The organism is Burkholderia sp. Bp8991, from assembly GCF_003853795.1.
In the GTDB taxonomy this organism is placed as follows: Bacteria; Pseudomonadota; Gammaproteobacteria; order Burkholderiales; family Burkholderiaceae; genus Burkholderia.
This window is the reverse complement of record NZ_QTQJ01000002.1, coordinates 177,949-191,019: the sequence shown is the minus strand read 5'-3', so window position 1 is coordinate 191,019 and position 13,071 is coordinate 177,949. Positions and strand designations below refer to the sequence as shown.

At 67.4% G+C, this 13,071-nt stretch carries 17 protein-coding genes; 6 read left to right on the top strand and 11 right to left on the bottom strand.

Translation table 11 applies throughout. The annotated features are described in order from the left end of the window. Nucleotides 1-45 precede the first annotated feature (45 nt). Together DIE02_RS02890 and DIE02_RS02885 are read left to right on the top strand one after the other, a co-directional pair. Nucleotides 46-528, top strand: a complete 483-nt coding sequence (locus DIE02_RS02890; protein ID WP_044843441.1) for a BON domain-containing protein — start codon at nucleotides 46-48, stop codon at nucleotides 526-528. Between the two features lie 113 nt (nucleotides 529-641). After that, on the top strand, nucleotides 642-1,127 hold the full coding sequence (locus DIE02_RS02885) for a DUF1641 domain-containing protein (RefSeq protein ID WP_124485837.1): 486 nt from the start codon (nucleotides 642-644) through the stop codon (nucleotides 1,125-1,127). Nucleotides 1,128-1,220: 93 nt separating this feature from the next. Here DIE02_RS02885 and DIE02_RS02880 read toward each other — a convergent pair whose 3' ends face one another. The 3 genes from DIE02_RS02880 to DIE02_RS02870 all read right to left on the bottom strand — a co-directional run bounded on the left by DIE02_RS02880 (nucleotide 1,221) and on the right by DIE02_RS02870 (nucleotide 2,548). Further along, the gene (locus DIE02_RS02880) at nucleotides 1,221-1,775 is read right to left on the bottom strand and encodes a GNAT family N-acetyltransferase (protein WP_257772146.1); all 555 of its coding nucleotides are present in this window, start codon (nucleotides 1,773-1,775) and stop codon (nucleotides 1,221-1,223) included. Nucleotides 1,776-1,986: 211 nt separating this feature from the next. Beyond that, nucleotides 1,987-2,208, bottom strand: coding sequence for a hypothetical protein (locus DIE02_RS02875; RefSeq protein WP_124528651.1), 222 nt, complete (start codon nucleotides 2,206-2,208; stop codon nucleotides 1,987-1,989). Between the two features lie 76 nt (nucleotides 2,209-2,284). Beyond that, a complete protein-coding gene (locus tag DIE02_RS02870) occupies nucleotides 2,285-2,548 on the bottom strand; it encodes an HPr family phosphocarrier protein (protein ID WP_124528649.1) in 264 nt (87 codons plus the stop codon). A 366-nt stretch (nucleotides 2,549-2,914) separates the two neighbouring features. Between DIE02_RS02870 and DIE02_RS02865 the strand changes: the two genes are divergently transcribed. Then, on the top strand, nucleotides 2,915-3,259 hold the full coding sequence (locus tag DIE02_RS02865) for a zinc ribbon domain-containing protein YjdM (protein WP_044843445.1): 345 nt from the start codon (nucleotides 2,915-2,917) through the stop codon (nucleotides 3,257-3,259). Between the two features lie 46 nt (nucleotides 3,260-3,305). Further along, nucleotides 3,306-4,142 (top strand): spermidine synthase, encoded by an 837-nt coding sequence (locus DIE02_RS02860; RefSeq protein ID WP_124528647.1) that lies wholly within the window; start codon nucleotides 3,306-3,308, stop codon nucleotides 4,140-4,142. 21 nt (nucleotides 4,143-4,163) lie between these two features. On the opposite strand, the gene DIE02_RS02855 is transcribed toward DIE02_RS02860, so the two are convergent. After that, entirely contained in the window at nucleotides 4,164-4,349 is a 186-nt protein-coding gene (locus DIE02_RS02855) for a ribbon-helix-helix protein, CopG family (protein WP_044843447.1), read from the bottom strand. Between the two features lie 373 nt (nucleotides 4,350-4,722). Between DIE02_RS02855 and DIE02_RS02850 the strand changes: the two genes are divergently transcribed. Continuing rightward, on the top strand, nucleotides 4,723-5,073 hold the full coding sequence (locus DIE02_RS02850) for a hypothetical protein (protein WP_044843448.1): 351 nt from the start codon (nucleotides 4,723-4,725) through the stop codon (nucleotides 5,071-5,073). Then, a complete protein-coding gene (locus tag DIE02_RS02845) occupies nucleotides 5,070-5,282 on the top strand; it encodes a DUF2909 domain-containing protein (RefSeq protein WP_044843449.1) in 213 nt (70 codons plus the stop codon). The genes DIE02_RS02850 and DIE02_RS02845 overlap by 4 nt, the downstream gene beginning before the upstream one ends. 203 nt (nucleotides 5,283-5,485) lie before the next feature. On the opposite strand, the gene DIE02_RS02840 is transcribed toward DIE02_RS02845, so the two are convergent. The 7 genes from DIE02_RS02840 to hyfB form a co-directional block, all read right to left on the bottom strand. Then, nucleotides 5,486-5,683 (bottom strand): DUF2970 domain-containing protein, encoded by a 198-nt coding sequence (locus DIE02_RS02840; protein ID WP_044843450.1) that lies wholly within the window; start codon nucleotides 5,681-5,683, stop codon nucleotides 5,486-5,488. A gap of 201 nt (nucleotides 5,684-5,884) precedes the next feature. Beyond that, nucleotides 5,885-6,400, bottom strand: a complete 516-nt coding sequence (locus tag DIE02_RS02835; protein WP_044843451.1) for an NADH-quinone oxidoreductase subunit B family protein — start codon at nucleotides 6,398-6,400, stop codon at nucleotides 5,885-5,887. Then, nucleotides 6,400-7,962 carry an NADH-quinone oxidoreductase subunit C gene (locus DIE02_RS02830; RefSeq protein WP_124528645.1) on the bottom strand — a complete coding sequence of 521 codons (1,563 nt, stop codon included), beginning with the start codon at nucleotides 7,960-7,962 and terminating at the stop codon, nucleotides 6,400-6,402. Before DIE02_RS02830 ends, DIE02_RS02835 begins: the two co-directional genes overlap by 1 nt. A gap of 3 nt (nucleotides 7,963-7,965) precedes the next feature. Then, nucleotides 7,966-9,429 carry a hydrogenase 4 subunit F gene (locus DIE02_RS02825; protein WP_124528643.1) on the bottom strand — a complete coding sequence of 488 codons (1,464 nt, stop codon included), beginning with the start codon at nucleotides 9,427-9,429 and terminating at the stop codon, nucleotides 7,966-7,968. Continuing rightward, nucleotides 9,422-10,081, bottom strand: a complete 660-nt coding sequence (locus tag DIE02_RS02820; RefSeq protein WP_044843454.1) for a formate hydrogenlyase — start codon at nucleotides 10,079-10,081, stop codon at nucleotides 9,422-9,424. Before DIE02_RS02820 ends, DIE02_RS02825 begins: the two co-directional genes overlap by 8 nt. Beyond that, nucleotides 10,082-11,032: a respiratory chain complex I subunit 1 family protein gene (locus tag DIE02_RS02815; RefSeq protein ID WP_044843455.1), complete on the bottom strand. Its 951-nt coding sequence runs from the start codon at nucleotides 11,030-11,032 to the stop codon at nucleotides 10,082-10,084. After that, nucleotides 11,026-13,032 (bottom strand): hydrogenase 4 subunit B, encoded by a 2,007-nt coding sequence (gene hyfB, locus DIE02_RS02810; protein WP_124519723.1) that lies wholly within the window; start codon nucleotides 13,030-13,032, stop codon nucleotides 11,026-11,028. The genes DIE02_RS02815 and hyfB overlap by 7 nt, the downstream gene beginning before the upstream one ends. Nucleotides 13,033-13,071 lie beyond the last annotated feature (39 nt).

Here is a 13,071-nt window from a genome sequence, read left to right as displayed (position 1 = left end):
TGTCGGCGAAGCCCGGCTGTCCCGGGTATCGACCACGGTGCTCCCATGACTTCCAGAACACGCTCGAACAACCCGTTGTTGAATCTCGCGGTAGCCGTCGCGTGCGGCGCGGCGGCGATGTATTTCCTCGATCCGGCGTCGGGCCGGCGGCGGCGCGCGTACGTGCGCGACAAGGCTGCCGCGGGCCGCCACGGCGTGGTCGACTACGCGAATACGCAGGCGAAGCGCGCGGCCGACCATGCGCGCGGCGCGATCGCGGGGCTGCGCGCCGACTGGCTCGCCGGCGACGCGGACGACGCACTGGTCACCGAACGCGTGCGTGCGGCGCTGGGCCATCTGGTCGGGCGTCCGCGCGACGTCGACGTGACCGTCGAGCACGGGCACGTGCGCCTGAGCGGGCAGGTGGAAGAAGCGGAACGGCATGCCGTCGTCGACGGCGTGGCCGCGCTGCGCGGCGTGCAGACCGTCGAGGACGCGATGGGCGCACGCAGCGAATACAAGGCGCCGCCCGGCGGCCCGACGCACTGACGGCGACATCGGCTGCGCGCCGGCGGGCGCGGTGAACGAAGCACGACACGAATCCGGCGCACGCGTGGCGGCCGCAACGTCCGTCACGCCGCGCCTCATCCGGAGAACCGCTGATGACCGATCGTCCCTATCCCGCCACGACGCCCCCGGCACCGGAGCCCGACGCGCACCACGCGCTCGAAAGCCTGCTCGGCAGCCTCCACCGCCATGGCTTCCTGCGCTTCGCGAACGAGGTCGTCAGTGCGAATGCGCAGATGGCCGAGACTTTCGTCGGCGCGTTCGACAAGCCCGGCATGCAAAGCGGCATGCAGAACCTCGCGGCACTCGTGACGGCGCTGTCGCGGATTCCGCCGGAGCAGTTCGGCAAGGCCGTGTTCGCGGCAGCCGACGCGCTGCATCACATCGGCGCGTGGCAGCCGGCCGAGCACGAGCACGTCGCGCCCGGCGTGCGCGGCGCGTACCGGCTGTTGCACGACGAAGCGCTGTGGGATGCGCTGACGCCGCTGCTCGAAGGGTTGAAGGTGTTCGCGCAAGGCCTCGCGCGCGAGCCGGAGAATCCGGCGTCGTCCGCGCTCAGCGACAAGCCGGCGGACACGTGACGGCGGCGGGCGCACCGACCCGCGGCATGCAAGGGTTGTGCTGGCTCGCGATCGTTGCGCGTTCCGTCGTCGGCAGCGACGGCGGCATCGTGCCTAGCGGCACGCGCGCGAAAACAGCAGCGAATCGGCGTCGTTGAAGCGGATCCGCACCGGATCGGCATACCCGGCCTTCTGCGCGACGCGGATCGACGCGACGTTGGTCGGTGCGATCAGGCACACGCTGCGTTCGAACCGGTTCTGGGCATCGAGCCAGCCGAGCGCATGCGCCAGCGCCTCGGTCGCATAGCCCTTGCCGTGCGCCCAGCTCGCGAGCGCCCAGCCGGCTTCCGGCACGCCGCGAATCGGCGGCTCGACCGCGCGGTGGAAGTCGGCGAAGCCGAGATCGCCGACATAGCGGCCCGACGCCTTCTCGCGGATCGCCCAGTAGCCGTAGCCGAGCAGCGGCCACAGCCCGCGATACGCGAGCAGCCGCATCCACGAGTCGCGCGGCGCCGACGGCTTGCCGTTGAAGATGTGCTCGACGACGGTCGGCTCGGTCCACATTGCGGCGAGCGCGTCGAAGTCGCCGAGCGGATGGCCTTCGAGGATCAGGCGGGGCGTGTCGAGAACCGGTGGGGACGTGACGGGCGGCAGGGCGCGGGAGGTCATCGGGCGTTCCATGAGGAAAGGAAGGCGAAGGCGGCACGGTGCGCCGCGCTGGGGTCCCGTACGATACCGCGGAAACCGCGGCGCGGCCGCAAATCCCCGCCGGCAGCGGGGCATGCGAATCGCATCGCCGGAATAGCCGTCGCCCGACGGGGGGGGCACGGGATGGCGGCCGCGTGACGGCAGCGCGCCCGTGCCGGCCGTTTCCTGTTTCCTACTTCCGGCTTTTCAGGAAGTCGCGGCCGTGCGCGGTGATCGATGCCGCGGAACGGCCATGCGCGGCATGGCTGACGAAGCCCGCGCCGACGAGTTCCTGCTCGACCGACCAGCCGAGCGCCGGCGCATCGCGGCCGTAGCGCACGTCGGCGAGGCGCTCGAGCGCCCAGAGCGCGGACGCGGACAGGTTGGGGGTATTGGACGTGACGTTGTCGTTCATCGCTTCCTCAGGGGACGGGTGATTCAGGGTGAACGGCACGAGGCCGTGGGATCGGGCGACGCGGCGCGCGGCGGCGTCAGCCCGCCTGCAGCAACGGCAGCAGCGCCTGGAGCGCGGCTTCCTCGTCGGGGCCGGTGGCAAGCATCTGCGCCGACGTGCCGCCATGCATCTGCAGCGCCGCGATGGCCGTTGCGTCCTTCGCGCTGCCGCTGAGCCCGTTGGCGAGCAGCAGTATCTCGCTGTGGAAGCGGTGTGCCGCCGCGACGATCGCGTCGCGGGACGCGGCCGCACGGCCGCGGTTCCATGCGGGGCCGATTTCAACGTAGACGACGGTTGCCACGTGCGGATCACCCTCGGGGAAAATCGCCGGAACGGCGTGCAATGGCCGGCCGCCAACACGGCGGGAACGCGCGGCGCGCGGCTTCCCGACGGGGCGCCGCGCGCCGTGCATCGCGTGCCGGTGCGGCATTCATCTCGAACATGTCGACATCCTCAGCGAAACCGCCATCAAGTCCGGCGAATGATCGAAAGCTGACGATTATAATACGACAACTGGATTATGTGTATTGCATTATAATGTCGTGTGCGCGTTGCGCTGCCCTGCCGATCCGTGGATCGCAGCGGTGCGCGCGCGGTCCGGGCCACGTGCTTGCGTGCCCGGTATTTTTTTTCGATTGACCTGAACCCCCACCGAATGGAAGCTGCAATGAACGCCGCCCCCGCCTGCCCGCAATGCGCGATGGAAAACACCTACCCGGACGGCACGCTTTACGTGTGCGCGGACTGCGGCCATGAATGGTCGGCCGGCGCCGGCGCCGAAGCGGGCGACGAACCGGCGGGCGACGTCGTCAAGGACGCGAACGGCAACGTGCTGTCGGACGGCGATTCCGTCGTGCTGATCAAGGATTTGCGCGTGAAGGGCTCGTCGATCACGCTGAAGATGGGCACCAAGGTGAAGAGCATCCGTCTCGTCGGCGGCGATCACGAAGTCGATTGCAAGACCGACATGGGCGGCTTCATGCTGAAGGCCTGCTACCTGAAGAAGGTATGACCGCACGCGGCGCGACCGACGCTCCGATCAACCGGGCCTGCCGAGCATGAGCGAGGATCGAGCGTCCTATGACGCATTCCTGCAGTTCCTGGCGATGCCGTTGAACGACGGCCGGCCGTTCGTGCTCGAGACGAAGCACGCGGTGTCGCTGCACTTCGACCACTTCGGCACGCAGAGCTTCATGTCGCTGCAGGATCCGGTCAGGCTCGAACTCGGTTATACGCGCGTGATGATGGGTTTCCTGCTGCTGCAGCCGGTGCCGGCGCGCATCTGCATGATCGGGCTCGGCGGCGGATCGCTCGCGAAATACTGCTATCGGCACCTGCCCGACACGGCGATCGACGCGGTCGAGATCAACCCGGACGTGATCGCGCTGCGCGACGTGTTCCGGATTCCGCAGGACGACGCGCGCTTCGCGGTGGTCTGCGCGGACGGCGCCGACTACGTGGCAAGGCCCGAGGTTCGGGCGGACGTGATCCTGCACGACGCGTTCGTTGCCGACGGCATGCCGGGCAGTTGCACGGGCGTGGCCTTTCTCGACGCGTGCCGTGCGCGGCTGAGCGAAACGGGCGTGCTCGCGATCAACTTCATGGACGACGATCCGGCGTTGCCGCGGCATCTCGAGCAACTGCGCGCGGTGTTCGACGATTCGTATGCGCTGGTGCCGTGCGGCGACGACAACAACTTCATCGCGTTCGCGTGGAAGAACGGCAACCCGTTGCCGTCGCTGCGGATCCTGCTCGAACGCGCGCTCGGGTTCGGTTCGGCCGGCGCGCTCAAGCTGTCGTCCACCGCCCGGCGCATGAAGGCCGGGGAGGGCATCGATCCCGCGCGGCTCGTGTGGCGCGCGCGTGAACATGCACGGTGGGAGATCTGCGCGTGACGGCGCCGGGTTCGGCCGGGCTTACTTCACCCGCTTGCCGAGCGTGCTCTTCGTCTTGTACGTGACGCCGTGTTTGTCGAGATACTCGCGGATCAACTGACGCACGACTTGCGACGGCGTGAGATCCTGCTCCGCGCAGAGCAGGTCGAACGCTTCTTTCTTCGCGGGGTCGATCAGGACGGTCAGGCGGGCGGTTTTCGTTTCCATCGTGAGGCGGGCGCGGTCGATATGTTAATCAAATTATAATCCATCCGTTTTCGCTGCTCTGTCCGAATGCGCGATTGTGGTGTGCGAGCGAACTCGCGACGCCGGCATTCGCGCGCTGAGAACGGATCGTCGATCGCGCGGCAAACATGATAACCGGATTATCATACCCTGTTGGCCGTATGGGGCTTTAAGTACAATGTCGGACGTGGCTGCCGGCAGCCGGGCTGCCCAAGCGGCGCCGGCGTTTGCGCGATGGGCGCCGGCCGCTTCCGTTTCCATGCGGCCCGTGCGGGCCGTCACCGCGGCGCTGCCTGGCCGTTGCTTCGCCATTACTACACGCCACTCCGCTACACGCCACTCCGATATCCGCCTCATGACCCCGATCAAGTTCGTTCTCCGCTATACGGCGATTCCGTTTGCAGCCATCGTGGCCGTCGTGGTGTGGGCCGTCGTGCCGTCGTCGAAAGAGATCGACGCGCGGCAATATGCCGCGCTGTCGCGCGGATACGCGAGCTTTCCGCTACCGTTTCGGCATGAGATATCGGAAGCGATGGAGCAGGGCCGGATCAGCGACCGCCATTACCAGACGCTCGTGCGCGATTCGCTGGGTAATGGCGTGGCGCTGGACTGGCCGGCGTCGGGCGTCGCCGACGTCGCTGCCGAGCGGCAAAGGCTGGCCGAACTGCTGAAGACCGATTCGGGTCTGGAGGAACACAAACAATGAAGATTGCGCTGGTTTCGGCGGCTTTCGTGATGATTATCGGAAGCCTGGTTTTCGCGTTGTATTTCATGAATCACGACCGCGGCGGAAGCAAGCGGATGGCGTGGTCGCTGGCGGCGCGCGTCGGGTTGTCGATCACGCTGTTCCTGTCGCTGCTGATCGCATACCGGCTCGGGTGGATCGAACCGACTGGGCTGCCGATCGGGCGGTGATGGGCGGCATTCGGTCGCGCGTCGACCGGCGCGGTCGGCGCCGATGACCTGGATCGTCGATGCGATACGGGAGAACCGGCCGATCGAGCCGGGCGACCCGATCGCACCGGGCCTGCCGATCTTCACGCCGTAGCGATCGGGCATGCGCGCGACCTGGCCGGTGCGTTGCCGTGGCGAACTCGCGCATTCGTGGCGGCGAACCGTCAACCCACGACCAGATGAACGACGATCAGCAGCAGCGCAATGAATGCGCCAAGCGCAACGAACGCGGCAATGACTACCGCGAACGGGTTGAGTTGCGTGGCATCCGCTTCGAGATTCTTTCGTTTGTTGACGCCGAGAAACGCCAGGAAGACCGCGCGGAACGCACGAACGATCTGGTCTTTACCTTTTTCAGTCATACAGTTTTCCTTCGCCTCAATAAAAGTTGCAGGGATACCGATACCGCGCGTCGCGACGCGCGTGAGCATCGCGTTTCCGTTTGCACGCGGATCGTTCGGTGGCTGTGCGCCGGGGCCGGCTTGCGTTCGAACGAGACGACGTCATGGATCCGGATATCCGCGCCTCATCGGCCGCCTGAAGGATTGCCGCGGGCATCCGCTTCACGCTCCGCGTGATCGGCAGGCGGTCAGGATGCCGCGCAGCAAATCGACCGGAGGGGGCGGGCATCCGGGGATGGTCACGTCGACGGGCAGGACCGACGAAACGGGGCCGCACACCGCATAGCTGTCGGCAAAGATGCCGCCCGTGCATGCGCACTCGCCGGCCGCGACGACGAGTTTCGGCGCCGGCGTGGCGTCGTACGCGGCAAGCACGGCGGCCTTCATGTTCAGCGTGACGGGGCCGGTCACGAGCAGCAGATCCGCATGGCGCGGGCTGGCGACGAATTTGATCCCGAGCCCTTCGATGTTGTAGTACGGGTTGTTCAGCGCGTGGATCTCCAGCTCGCAACCATTGCACGAACCCGCGTCGATCTGCCGGATGCACAAGGCGCGGCCGAGGAGGTCGAGTATGTCCTGACGAATCTGCTGCGCCTCGTGTCGCCACGCGGCTTCGGTGGCCGGCACGGGTTCGTCGGGAAAGTCGGTGCGCGCGAATTGACGGATGAGTTGCCACATCAGAGATCGTGCCCCGCGTAGTTCAGGTTGAACGACTTGTTGATCAGCGGGAAATCGGGAACGATGTTGCCGATGATCGCGTGCTCGAGCGCCGGCCAGTTCTGCCAGGACGGATCGTGGCAATGGCAGCGCGCGATGGCATCGCCCGATGCCGTCTCGAGCGCGACGAACACGTCGCCGCGCCAGCCCTCCACCCAGCCGATGCCCGCGGATGGCGCCGCCGCGGGCATGACGGCGGCGGCGATCGGCCCCTCCGGAAGATTCGCGAGCAGGTCGGTCATCAGGCGCAGCGATTCGTCGATTTCGGCAAACCGCACGGCGACCCGCGCCGCAACGTCGCCGCGCGCATCGCTGGCCGCCTGGACGGCCAGGTCGTGGTACGGGGCCGGCCGCAGGTTCGCGCGCACGTCGAAGGTCTGGCCGCTGGCGCGGGCGGCCATGCCGCGCACGCCGAAATGCGCGACGACGTCGGCATTCAGGCGGCCGGTGCCGAGAAACCGGTCCTGCAGCCCGGACTGGTCCTCGTAGATCTTGCGCATCACGTGCACGTCGCGTGCAATGCGTTCGCACTGTTCGGTGAGGATCGCCGCGTCTTCCGGATCGATGTCGACGGCCAGCCCGCCCGGCACGATCCGGTCCATCAGGTAGCGATGCCCGAAGACGCCGCCGTTGGTCCGGATCCAGTTCTCCTTGAGCCGCGAGAACTGCGCGAGACCGAACGCGAATCCGGCATCGTTGCCGAGCGCGCCGAGGTCGCCGAGGTGATTGGCGATGCGCTCGCGCTCGAGCAGGAGGGCGCGCAGCACCAGCGCACGCGCCGGCACGGCCGTGCCGCAGGCCTGTTCGAGCGCCATGCAATAAGCCCACGAGAACGCGACGGTCGAGTCGCCGGCGATCCGGCCCGCAATGCGATGGCCGTTCGATGCGGCCGTCCGTTCGAACAGCCGCTCGACGCCGCGATGTACATAGCCGAGCCGTTCCTCGAGCCGCAGCACCTTCTCGCCGACGACGGAAAACCGGAAATGGCCCGGCTCGATGATGCCAGCGTGAATCGGCCCGACCGCGATTTCATGCACGCCGTCGCCGGCAACCTGCACGAACGGGTAATCCGCTTCGTTCGATTCGAATCGCTCGATGCCGGTTGCCTGCTTCTGCAGCGGAAAGTAGTCGTCGGGCCAGTTGCCGTGATTGAGCCACGGGCGCGTGTCGCGCGCATCGCGCGCGCGCAGGCCGGTCAGGTCGAAAATGGCGCGCTGCATCCGCGTCGCGGCGGGAAACACGCCCGCGAGGTCGGGATAGTCGCCGTCGGCCCGCGGTTCCGGCCCGATCGCGAGACGCACCCACAGGACGCCGTCGTCGCATTCGTACGCCGCATTGACCGAAAATACGCGCGCGCGCGTTTCGCCGCCCCACATCGCGACGAGCCGGCTTCGTTCGCTCCGCGCGGCATGCGCGATGTCGAGCCAGCGCGGTTCGTCCACGTCAACCACGGCAGCCGGAACCTGGCCTGCCGCGTGCCGCAGGCGCGTCGAGCCGTCCGCCTGAATCAAGTCGAGTCGCATCGTTCACCCTGCCAGCATCGTCGCCGCCTGGCGGTACCACATGGCCAGGTAAGGCGGCACGTACAGGCCCAGCATCAGGCCGAGTCCCAGATGCACGAACACCGGCAGCAGCGCCGGCCGGTGTTCGAGCGGCGTCGCCGTCGTCGTTTCGCCGAACACCATCCGCTGCACGCGCGCGAAGATCGCCGCGAACGCGACGGCGAGCCCGAGCAGCAGCAACGGCGCGGTCCACGGGAGCGTGTTCATGGCCGTCGTCAGGATCAGGAATTCGCTCGCGAACACGCCGAACGGCGGCAGGCCGAGAATCGCAAGCGTGCCGAGCATCATGGCCCAGCCGACCGTCGGGCTGACCTGCAGCAGCCCGCGAATGCCGTCGATCGCCTGCGTGCCGGCCTTCTGCGCGGCATGGCCGACCGCGAAGAAGATCGCCGACTTGACGAGGGAATGGACCGTCATGTGCAGCAGCCCGGCGAACGTCGCGATCGGGCCGCCGAGCCCGAATGCGAACGTCATCAAGCCCATATGCTCGATCGACGAGTACGAGAACAGGCGCTTCACGTCCTTCTGCCGGAACAGCGAGAACGACGCGATCAGGACCGACACGAGCCCGAACCCGACCAGCAGCCGCCCCGGCAGGCCATTGCCGAGCGCGCCGTCGGCCAGCACCTTGCAGCGCAGCACCGCGTACAGCGCGACGTTCAGCAGCAGGCCGGACAGTACCGCCGAAATCGGCGTCGGACCTTCGGCGTGCGCGTCCGGCAGCCAGCTGTGCATCGGCACGAGGCCGACCTTGGTCCCGTAGCCGACCAGCAGAAACACGAAGGCGATCGACACGATCGTCGGGTCGAGCTGCGTCTTGACGGCGGCCAGGCTCGTCCACAGCAGCGCGTCGCCGTCGGTGAGCTGCCGGCTCGCGGCGAGGTACAGCAGGATCGTGCCGAACAGCGCCTGGGCGATGCCCACGCCGCACAGGATGAAGTACTTCCATGCGGCTTCGAGGCTCGCGGCGGTTCGGTAGACGCTGACGAGCAACACGGTGGCGAGCGTGGCGGCCTCCATTGCGACCCACAGCACGCCGACGTTGTCGGTCAGCAGCGCGAGCAGCATCGCGAACATGAAGAGCTGATACATGCTGTGATAGAGCCGCATTCGCGCGGCCGTCATCCGGCCGCGGGCTTCCTCGATCTGCATGTAGGGCCGGGAAAACAGCGACGTCGTCCAGCCGACGAACGCCGTGAGCGCAACGAGATAGACATTGAGCGGATCGACGAAAAACGCGCGTCCGAATGCGTACGACGGGCCGTGCTCGACGGTGCGCGCGGCAAGCACCAGCGTCGCCGCGAACGTCAGGAAGCTGAAGCCGACGTTCAGATGGCGCGCGACCCGGCTCGGCCGCACGCAGGCGAGGCACGCGGCGCCCGCGAGCGGCAGCCCGAGCACGGCGAGCACGACGTGGGCGTCATTCATCTTTGAGTTTCTCGAGGTGATGGATGTCCAGGCTGTCGAACTGCTCGCGAATCTGGAACATGAAGACGCCCAGAATCAGGATGCCGATCAGCACGTCGAGCCCGATGCCGAGCTCGACGATCATCGGCATGCCGTTGGTCGCGGCCGCCGCAGCGAAGAACAGCCCGTTTTCCATCGACAGGAAGCCGATCACCTGTGGAATGGCCTTGGCGCGCGTGATCATCGCCATGAACGACAGCAGCACGCACGCGAGCGCAATGCCGAGCGTGCCGCGCGCGACCGAGGTCGCGAGCTGGCTGATCGGCGCGGCGACGTTGAACGCGACGATCACGAGGACGATGCCGATCAGCAGCGTGGTCGGGATGTTGATGAGCGGTTCGACGTCGGTCTTGACGTCGAGCCTGCGCACGAGCCGATACAGGAACCACGGAATCACGCCGACCTTCAGCACGAGCGTCAGCCCGGCGGACACATACAGGTGCACGTCGGCCGTGACGAAGCCGAGGATCAGGTTCGCCGACACGAGCGCGACGCCCTGCAGCGTGTAGAGATGGATCAGTGACAGGATCCGGCGCTGGCTCAGCATCGCGAACGACAGCATCAGCAGCACGGCCGCGAGGAAGTTGATCAGTTGTGTCGCGTAGGCGTGCATTCATGCCCCCAGCAGCAGGTGGACGAGCATGCCGATCACGGCCAGCAGGAAGGCCGTGGCCAGGAATTCCGGTACCCGGAAGATGCGCATCTTCGCGTTGGCCGTTTCGACCACGGCGAGCGCGACACCGCCTGCCGTCAGCTTGATGAAGAGCACCGGCACCGCCAGCAGCAGCGCGACCGGATCGCCCGCATTCGCGATGCCCCAGGGCACGAACAACGCGAGACCGATGCACGAATACGCGAACAGCTTGAGGCTTGCCGCCCATTCCATCAACGCAAGGTGCCGCCCCGAATATTCGAGGATCAGCGCCTCGTGGATCATCGTGAGCTCGAGGTGGGTGGTCGGATTGTCGACCGGCAGCCGCGCATTTTCGGCCAGCGCGACCAGCGTGAACGCGATGCCGGCGAACGCCAGGCTCGGATAGATCGTGAGCTCGCCGCGGCCGAGCGTCGCGACGATGCTCGTCAGCAGCGTCGACTGCGTAATCAGCGAGGCCGACAGGAGCACCATCAGCAATGCCGGCTCCGCGAGGAAGCCGATCAGCATTTCGCGGCGCGCGCCGAGCGTGCCGAACGCCGTGCCGACGTCCATCGCCGCGAGCGACAGCGCGACGCGCGCGAGCGCGAACAGGCCGACGAGCGCGATCGCATCGGCGGCGGGCGACAGCGGCAACTCGGTCGACAGGGTCGGCACGATTGCGCACGCGAGCGTCATGGCGGCCCAGACGACATAGGGCGCGCCGCGGAACACGGGGCTCGCGCCGTGCGCGATGACCGATTCCTTGTTGAACAGCTTGTGGAGCATCCGGTACGGCTGCCAGATGGACGGCGCGCGCCGGTTCTGAAGCCAGGCGCGGCATTGGTTGACCCACCCCGTGAGCAATGGCGCGGCCGCGATCGCTATCACGATTTCGAGAGTCTGCGAGATGACGCCGGACAGGGTTACCATCGTCTCACCAACATCAGCAGCACGATCAGCACGACGAAACTGTAGGTCAGGTAAACCGCGATCTTGCCCGTCTGCAGGCGGCCTGCCCAGTCGGCGGCGCGTTGCGTGAGCGCCGCGATGCGCGCGTAGAGCGCGGACCAGGTGCGATCGGTCACCGACACCCGGTAGGCCGGCTGGGTGTCGAACGGCGACGGCAATTGCCGCTCGATGTGCAGCAGCGGTGCGAAGATTTCGCGGATCGGCTGCCCGAATCCTTCCGCCGTATCCTGCATGCGCGCGGTCGTGAACGGGAAGCCGCAGCCCCAGGGGGCCGCGCGGCGCAGCCGGCCGTGATAGAAACGCCGCACCAGCACCCACGCGAGCCCGCAGCAGGCGATGAAGAACAGCATGAACGCCGCCGGCATGTAGCTCGCGCGAGCGGCCGACACGGGCGCGAACAGCAGCCAGCCATGATTGTCCGCGCCGACGCCGGCGCCGACCAGCGTGTGCGTGACGCGATCCAGCAGCTTGACGAACTGGGCGGGCATCAGCCCGAGCAGCACGCTGGCGGCCGCGAACCAGCAGAACGCGAGCCGTTCCCACGCGTTCGCGTCGCGGGCGCGGTTCAGCTTCGCTTCTCTCGGCTGCCCGAGGAACACGATGCCGAAGAACTTGACCATCGTGTAGCCGGCCAGCGCGGCCGACATGGCGATCAGCGCGGCGGCGATCGGCACCGTCATCGCGAGCACCGAATCCGGCAACCGCGGCGCGAACAGAAAGCCCTGCAACAGCAGCCACTCGGCCACGAAACCGCTTAGCGGCGGCAGGCCCGCGCTGGCCGCGACGCCCGCGAGGACGGCCCACGCGGTCCACGGCATGAAGCGGATCAGTCCGCCGAGCCTGCCGAGGTTGCGCTCGCCGGTGGCGTGGAGCACGGCGCCCGTGCCCAGGAACAGCAGGCTCTTGAACGCCGCATGCGCAACGATCTGGTAGAGCATCGCGGTCAGCGCGAGCGCCGACAGGCTCGTCATCCCGTACGCGCGGAACAGCACCGCGAGACCCAGCGCGACGAGCATCAGGCCGACGTTGTCGATCGACGAATAGGCGAGCAGGCGCTTCATGTCGACCTGGATGGTGCTGAACACCACGCCGAGCAGCGCGGTGCCGAGCCCCAGCATGAGCAGCAGCACGCCCCACCACGCAATCTGCACGTGCAACAGGTCGAACAGCACGCGCAGCAGGCCGTACAGGCCGACTTTCAGCACGAATCCGCTGAGGAGCGCCGAGACCGGCGACGGCGCCGCGGGGTGCGCCTCCGGCAGCCACACATGCAGCGGGAAGATCCCCGCCTTTGCGCCGAACCCGACGAGCGCGAACAGGAAGGCGAACGACGCGGGCAGGGCATCCAGCGACTGCGCGCGCAGGTTGGCGAAGGTGTAGTCGCCGGTGCGCGCCTGCAGAATGCCGAAGCAGAGCAGCAGCGCCAGCGCGCCGACGTGCGAGATCAGGAAATACAGGTAACCGGCCCGGCGGATCTCGCCGATCCGGTGGTTGGTCATGACGAGAAACGTCGCGGACAGCGTCAGCGTCTCCCAGGCGACCATGAATACATAGGCGTCGTCGGCGATCAACACCAGCGCGATGCTTGCGACGCAGACGTGGTATTCGAAGCAGATCAGCCCGGGCGCGGATCCTTCACCCTTGCGGAAATAGCCGGCTGAAAAGGCGCCGATCCCAGTGCCGACGAGGCCGAGCACGAACAGGAAATAGCCGGACAGGCGATCGAGACGCAGATGAAAGGGCAGGCCGGGAAGCCCGATCGGCAGCACCGCGGCTGACGGTTCGGCAAGGATGCCGGCGAGGCCCGCCGCGCCGACGAGCAGCCCGACCAGTGCGCCGAGCGGAAAGAGGCCGTGGGCAACCAGTCGCGTGCGGCGCAGCGCCCCGAGCCCCAGCGTGCCGACCGCGAGCCACGCGGCCACGGCCAGCAGGACGAAATGGACGACCGGCACGGGTGCCATCCGGAATGTCTCCAGTACGCTCGGGTTGGACGAGGTGAT

Coding starts and splice junctions, on each gene's coding strand:
- DIE02_RS02860 (WP_124528647.1), top strand. CDS start 3,306: ATGAGCGAGGATCGAGCGTCCTATGACGCATTCCTGCAGTTCCTGGCG.
- DIE02_RS02825 (WP_124528643.1), bottom strand. CDS start 9,429: ATGAATGACGCCCACGTCGTGCTCGCCGTGCTCGGGCTGCCGCTCGCG.
- DIE02_RS02885 (WP_124485837.1), top strand. CDS start 642: ATGACCGATCGTCCCTATCCCGCCACGACGCCCCCGGCACCGGAGCCC.
- DIE02_RS02880 (WP_257772146.1), bottom strand. CDS start 1,775: ATGACCTCCCGCGCCCTGCCGCCCGTCACGTCCCCACCGGTTCTCGAC.
- DIE02_RS02865 (WP_044843445.1), top strand. CDS start 2,915: ATGAACGCCGCCCCCGCCTGCCCGCAATGCGCGATGGAAAACACCTAC.
- DIE02_RS02835 (WP_044843451.1), bottom strand. CDS start 6,400: ATGTGGCAACTCATCCGTCAATTCGCGCGCACCGACTTTCCCGACGAA.
- DIE02_RS02855 (WP_044843447.1), bottom strand. CDS start 4,349: ATGGAAACGAAAACCGCCCGCCTGACCGTCCTGATCGACCCCGCGAAG.
- DIE02_RS02875 (WP_124528651.1), bottom strand. CDS start 2,208: ATGAACGACAACGTCACGTCCAATACCCCCAACCTGTCCGCGTCCGCG.
- DIE02_RS02820 (WP_044843454.1), bottom strand. CDS start 10,081: ATGCACGCCTACGCGACACAACTGATCAACTTCCTCGCGGCCGTGCTG.
- DIE02_RS02850 (WP_044843448.1), top strand. CDS start 4,723: ATGACCCCGATCAAGTTCGTTCTCCGCTATACGGCGATTCCGTTTGCA.
- DIE02_RS02815 (WP_044843455.1), bottom strand. CDS start 11,032: ATGGTAACCCTGTCCGGCGTCATCTCGCAGACTCTCGAAATCGTGATA.
- DIE02_RS02830 (WP_124528645.1), bottom strand. CDS start 7,962: ATGCGACTCGACTTGATTCAGGCGGACGGCTCGACGCGCCTGCGGCAC.
- DIE02_RS02840 (WP_044843450.1), bottom strand. CDS start 5,683: ATGACTGAAAAAGGTAAAGACCAGATCGTTCGTGCGTTCCGCGCGGTC.
- hyfB (WP_124519723.1), bottom strand. CDS start 13,032: ATGGCACCCGTGCCGGTCGTCCATTTCGTCCTGCTGGCCGTGGCCGCG.
- DIE02_RS02890 (WP_044843441.1), top strand. CDS start 46: ATGACTTCCAGAACACGCTCGAACAACCCGTTGTTGAATCTCGCGGTA.
- DIE02_RS02845 (WP_044843449.1), top strand. CDS start 5,070: ATGAAGATTGCGCTGGTTTCGGCGGCTTTCGTGATGATTATCGGAAGC.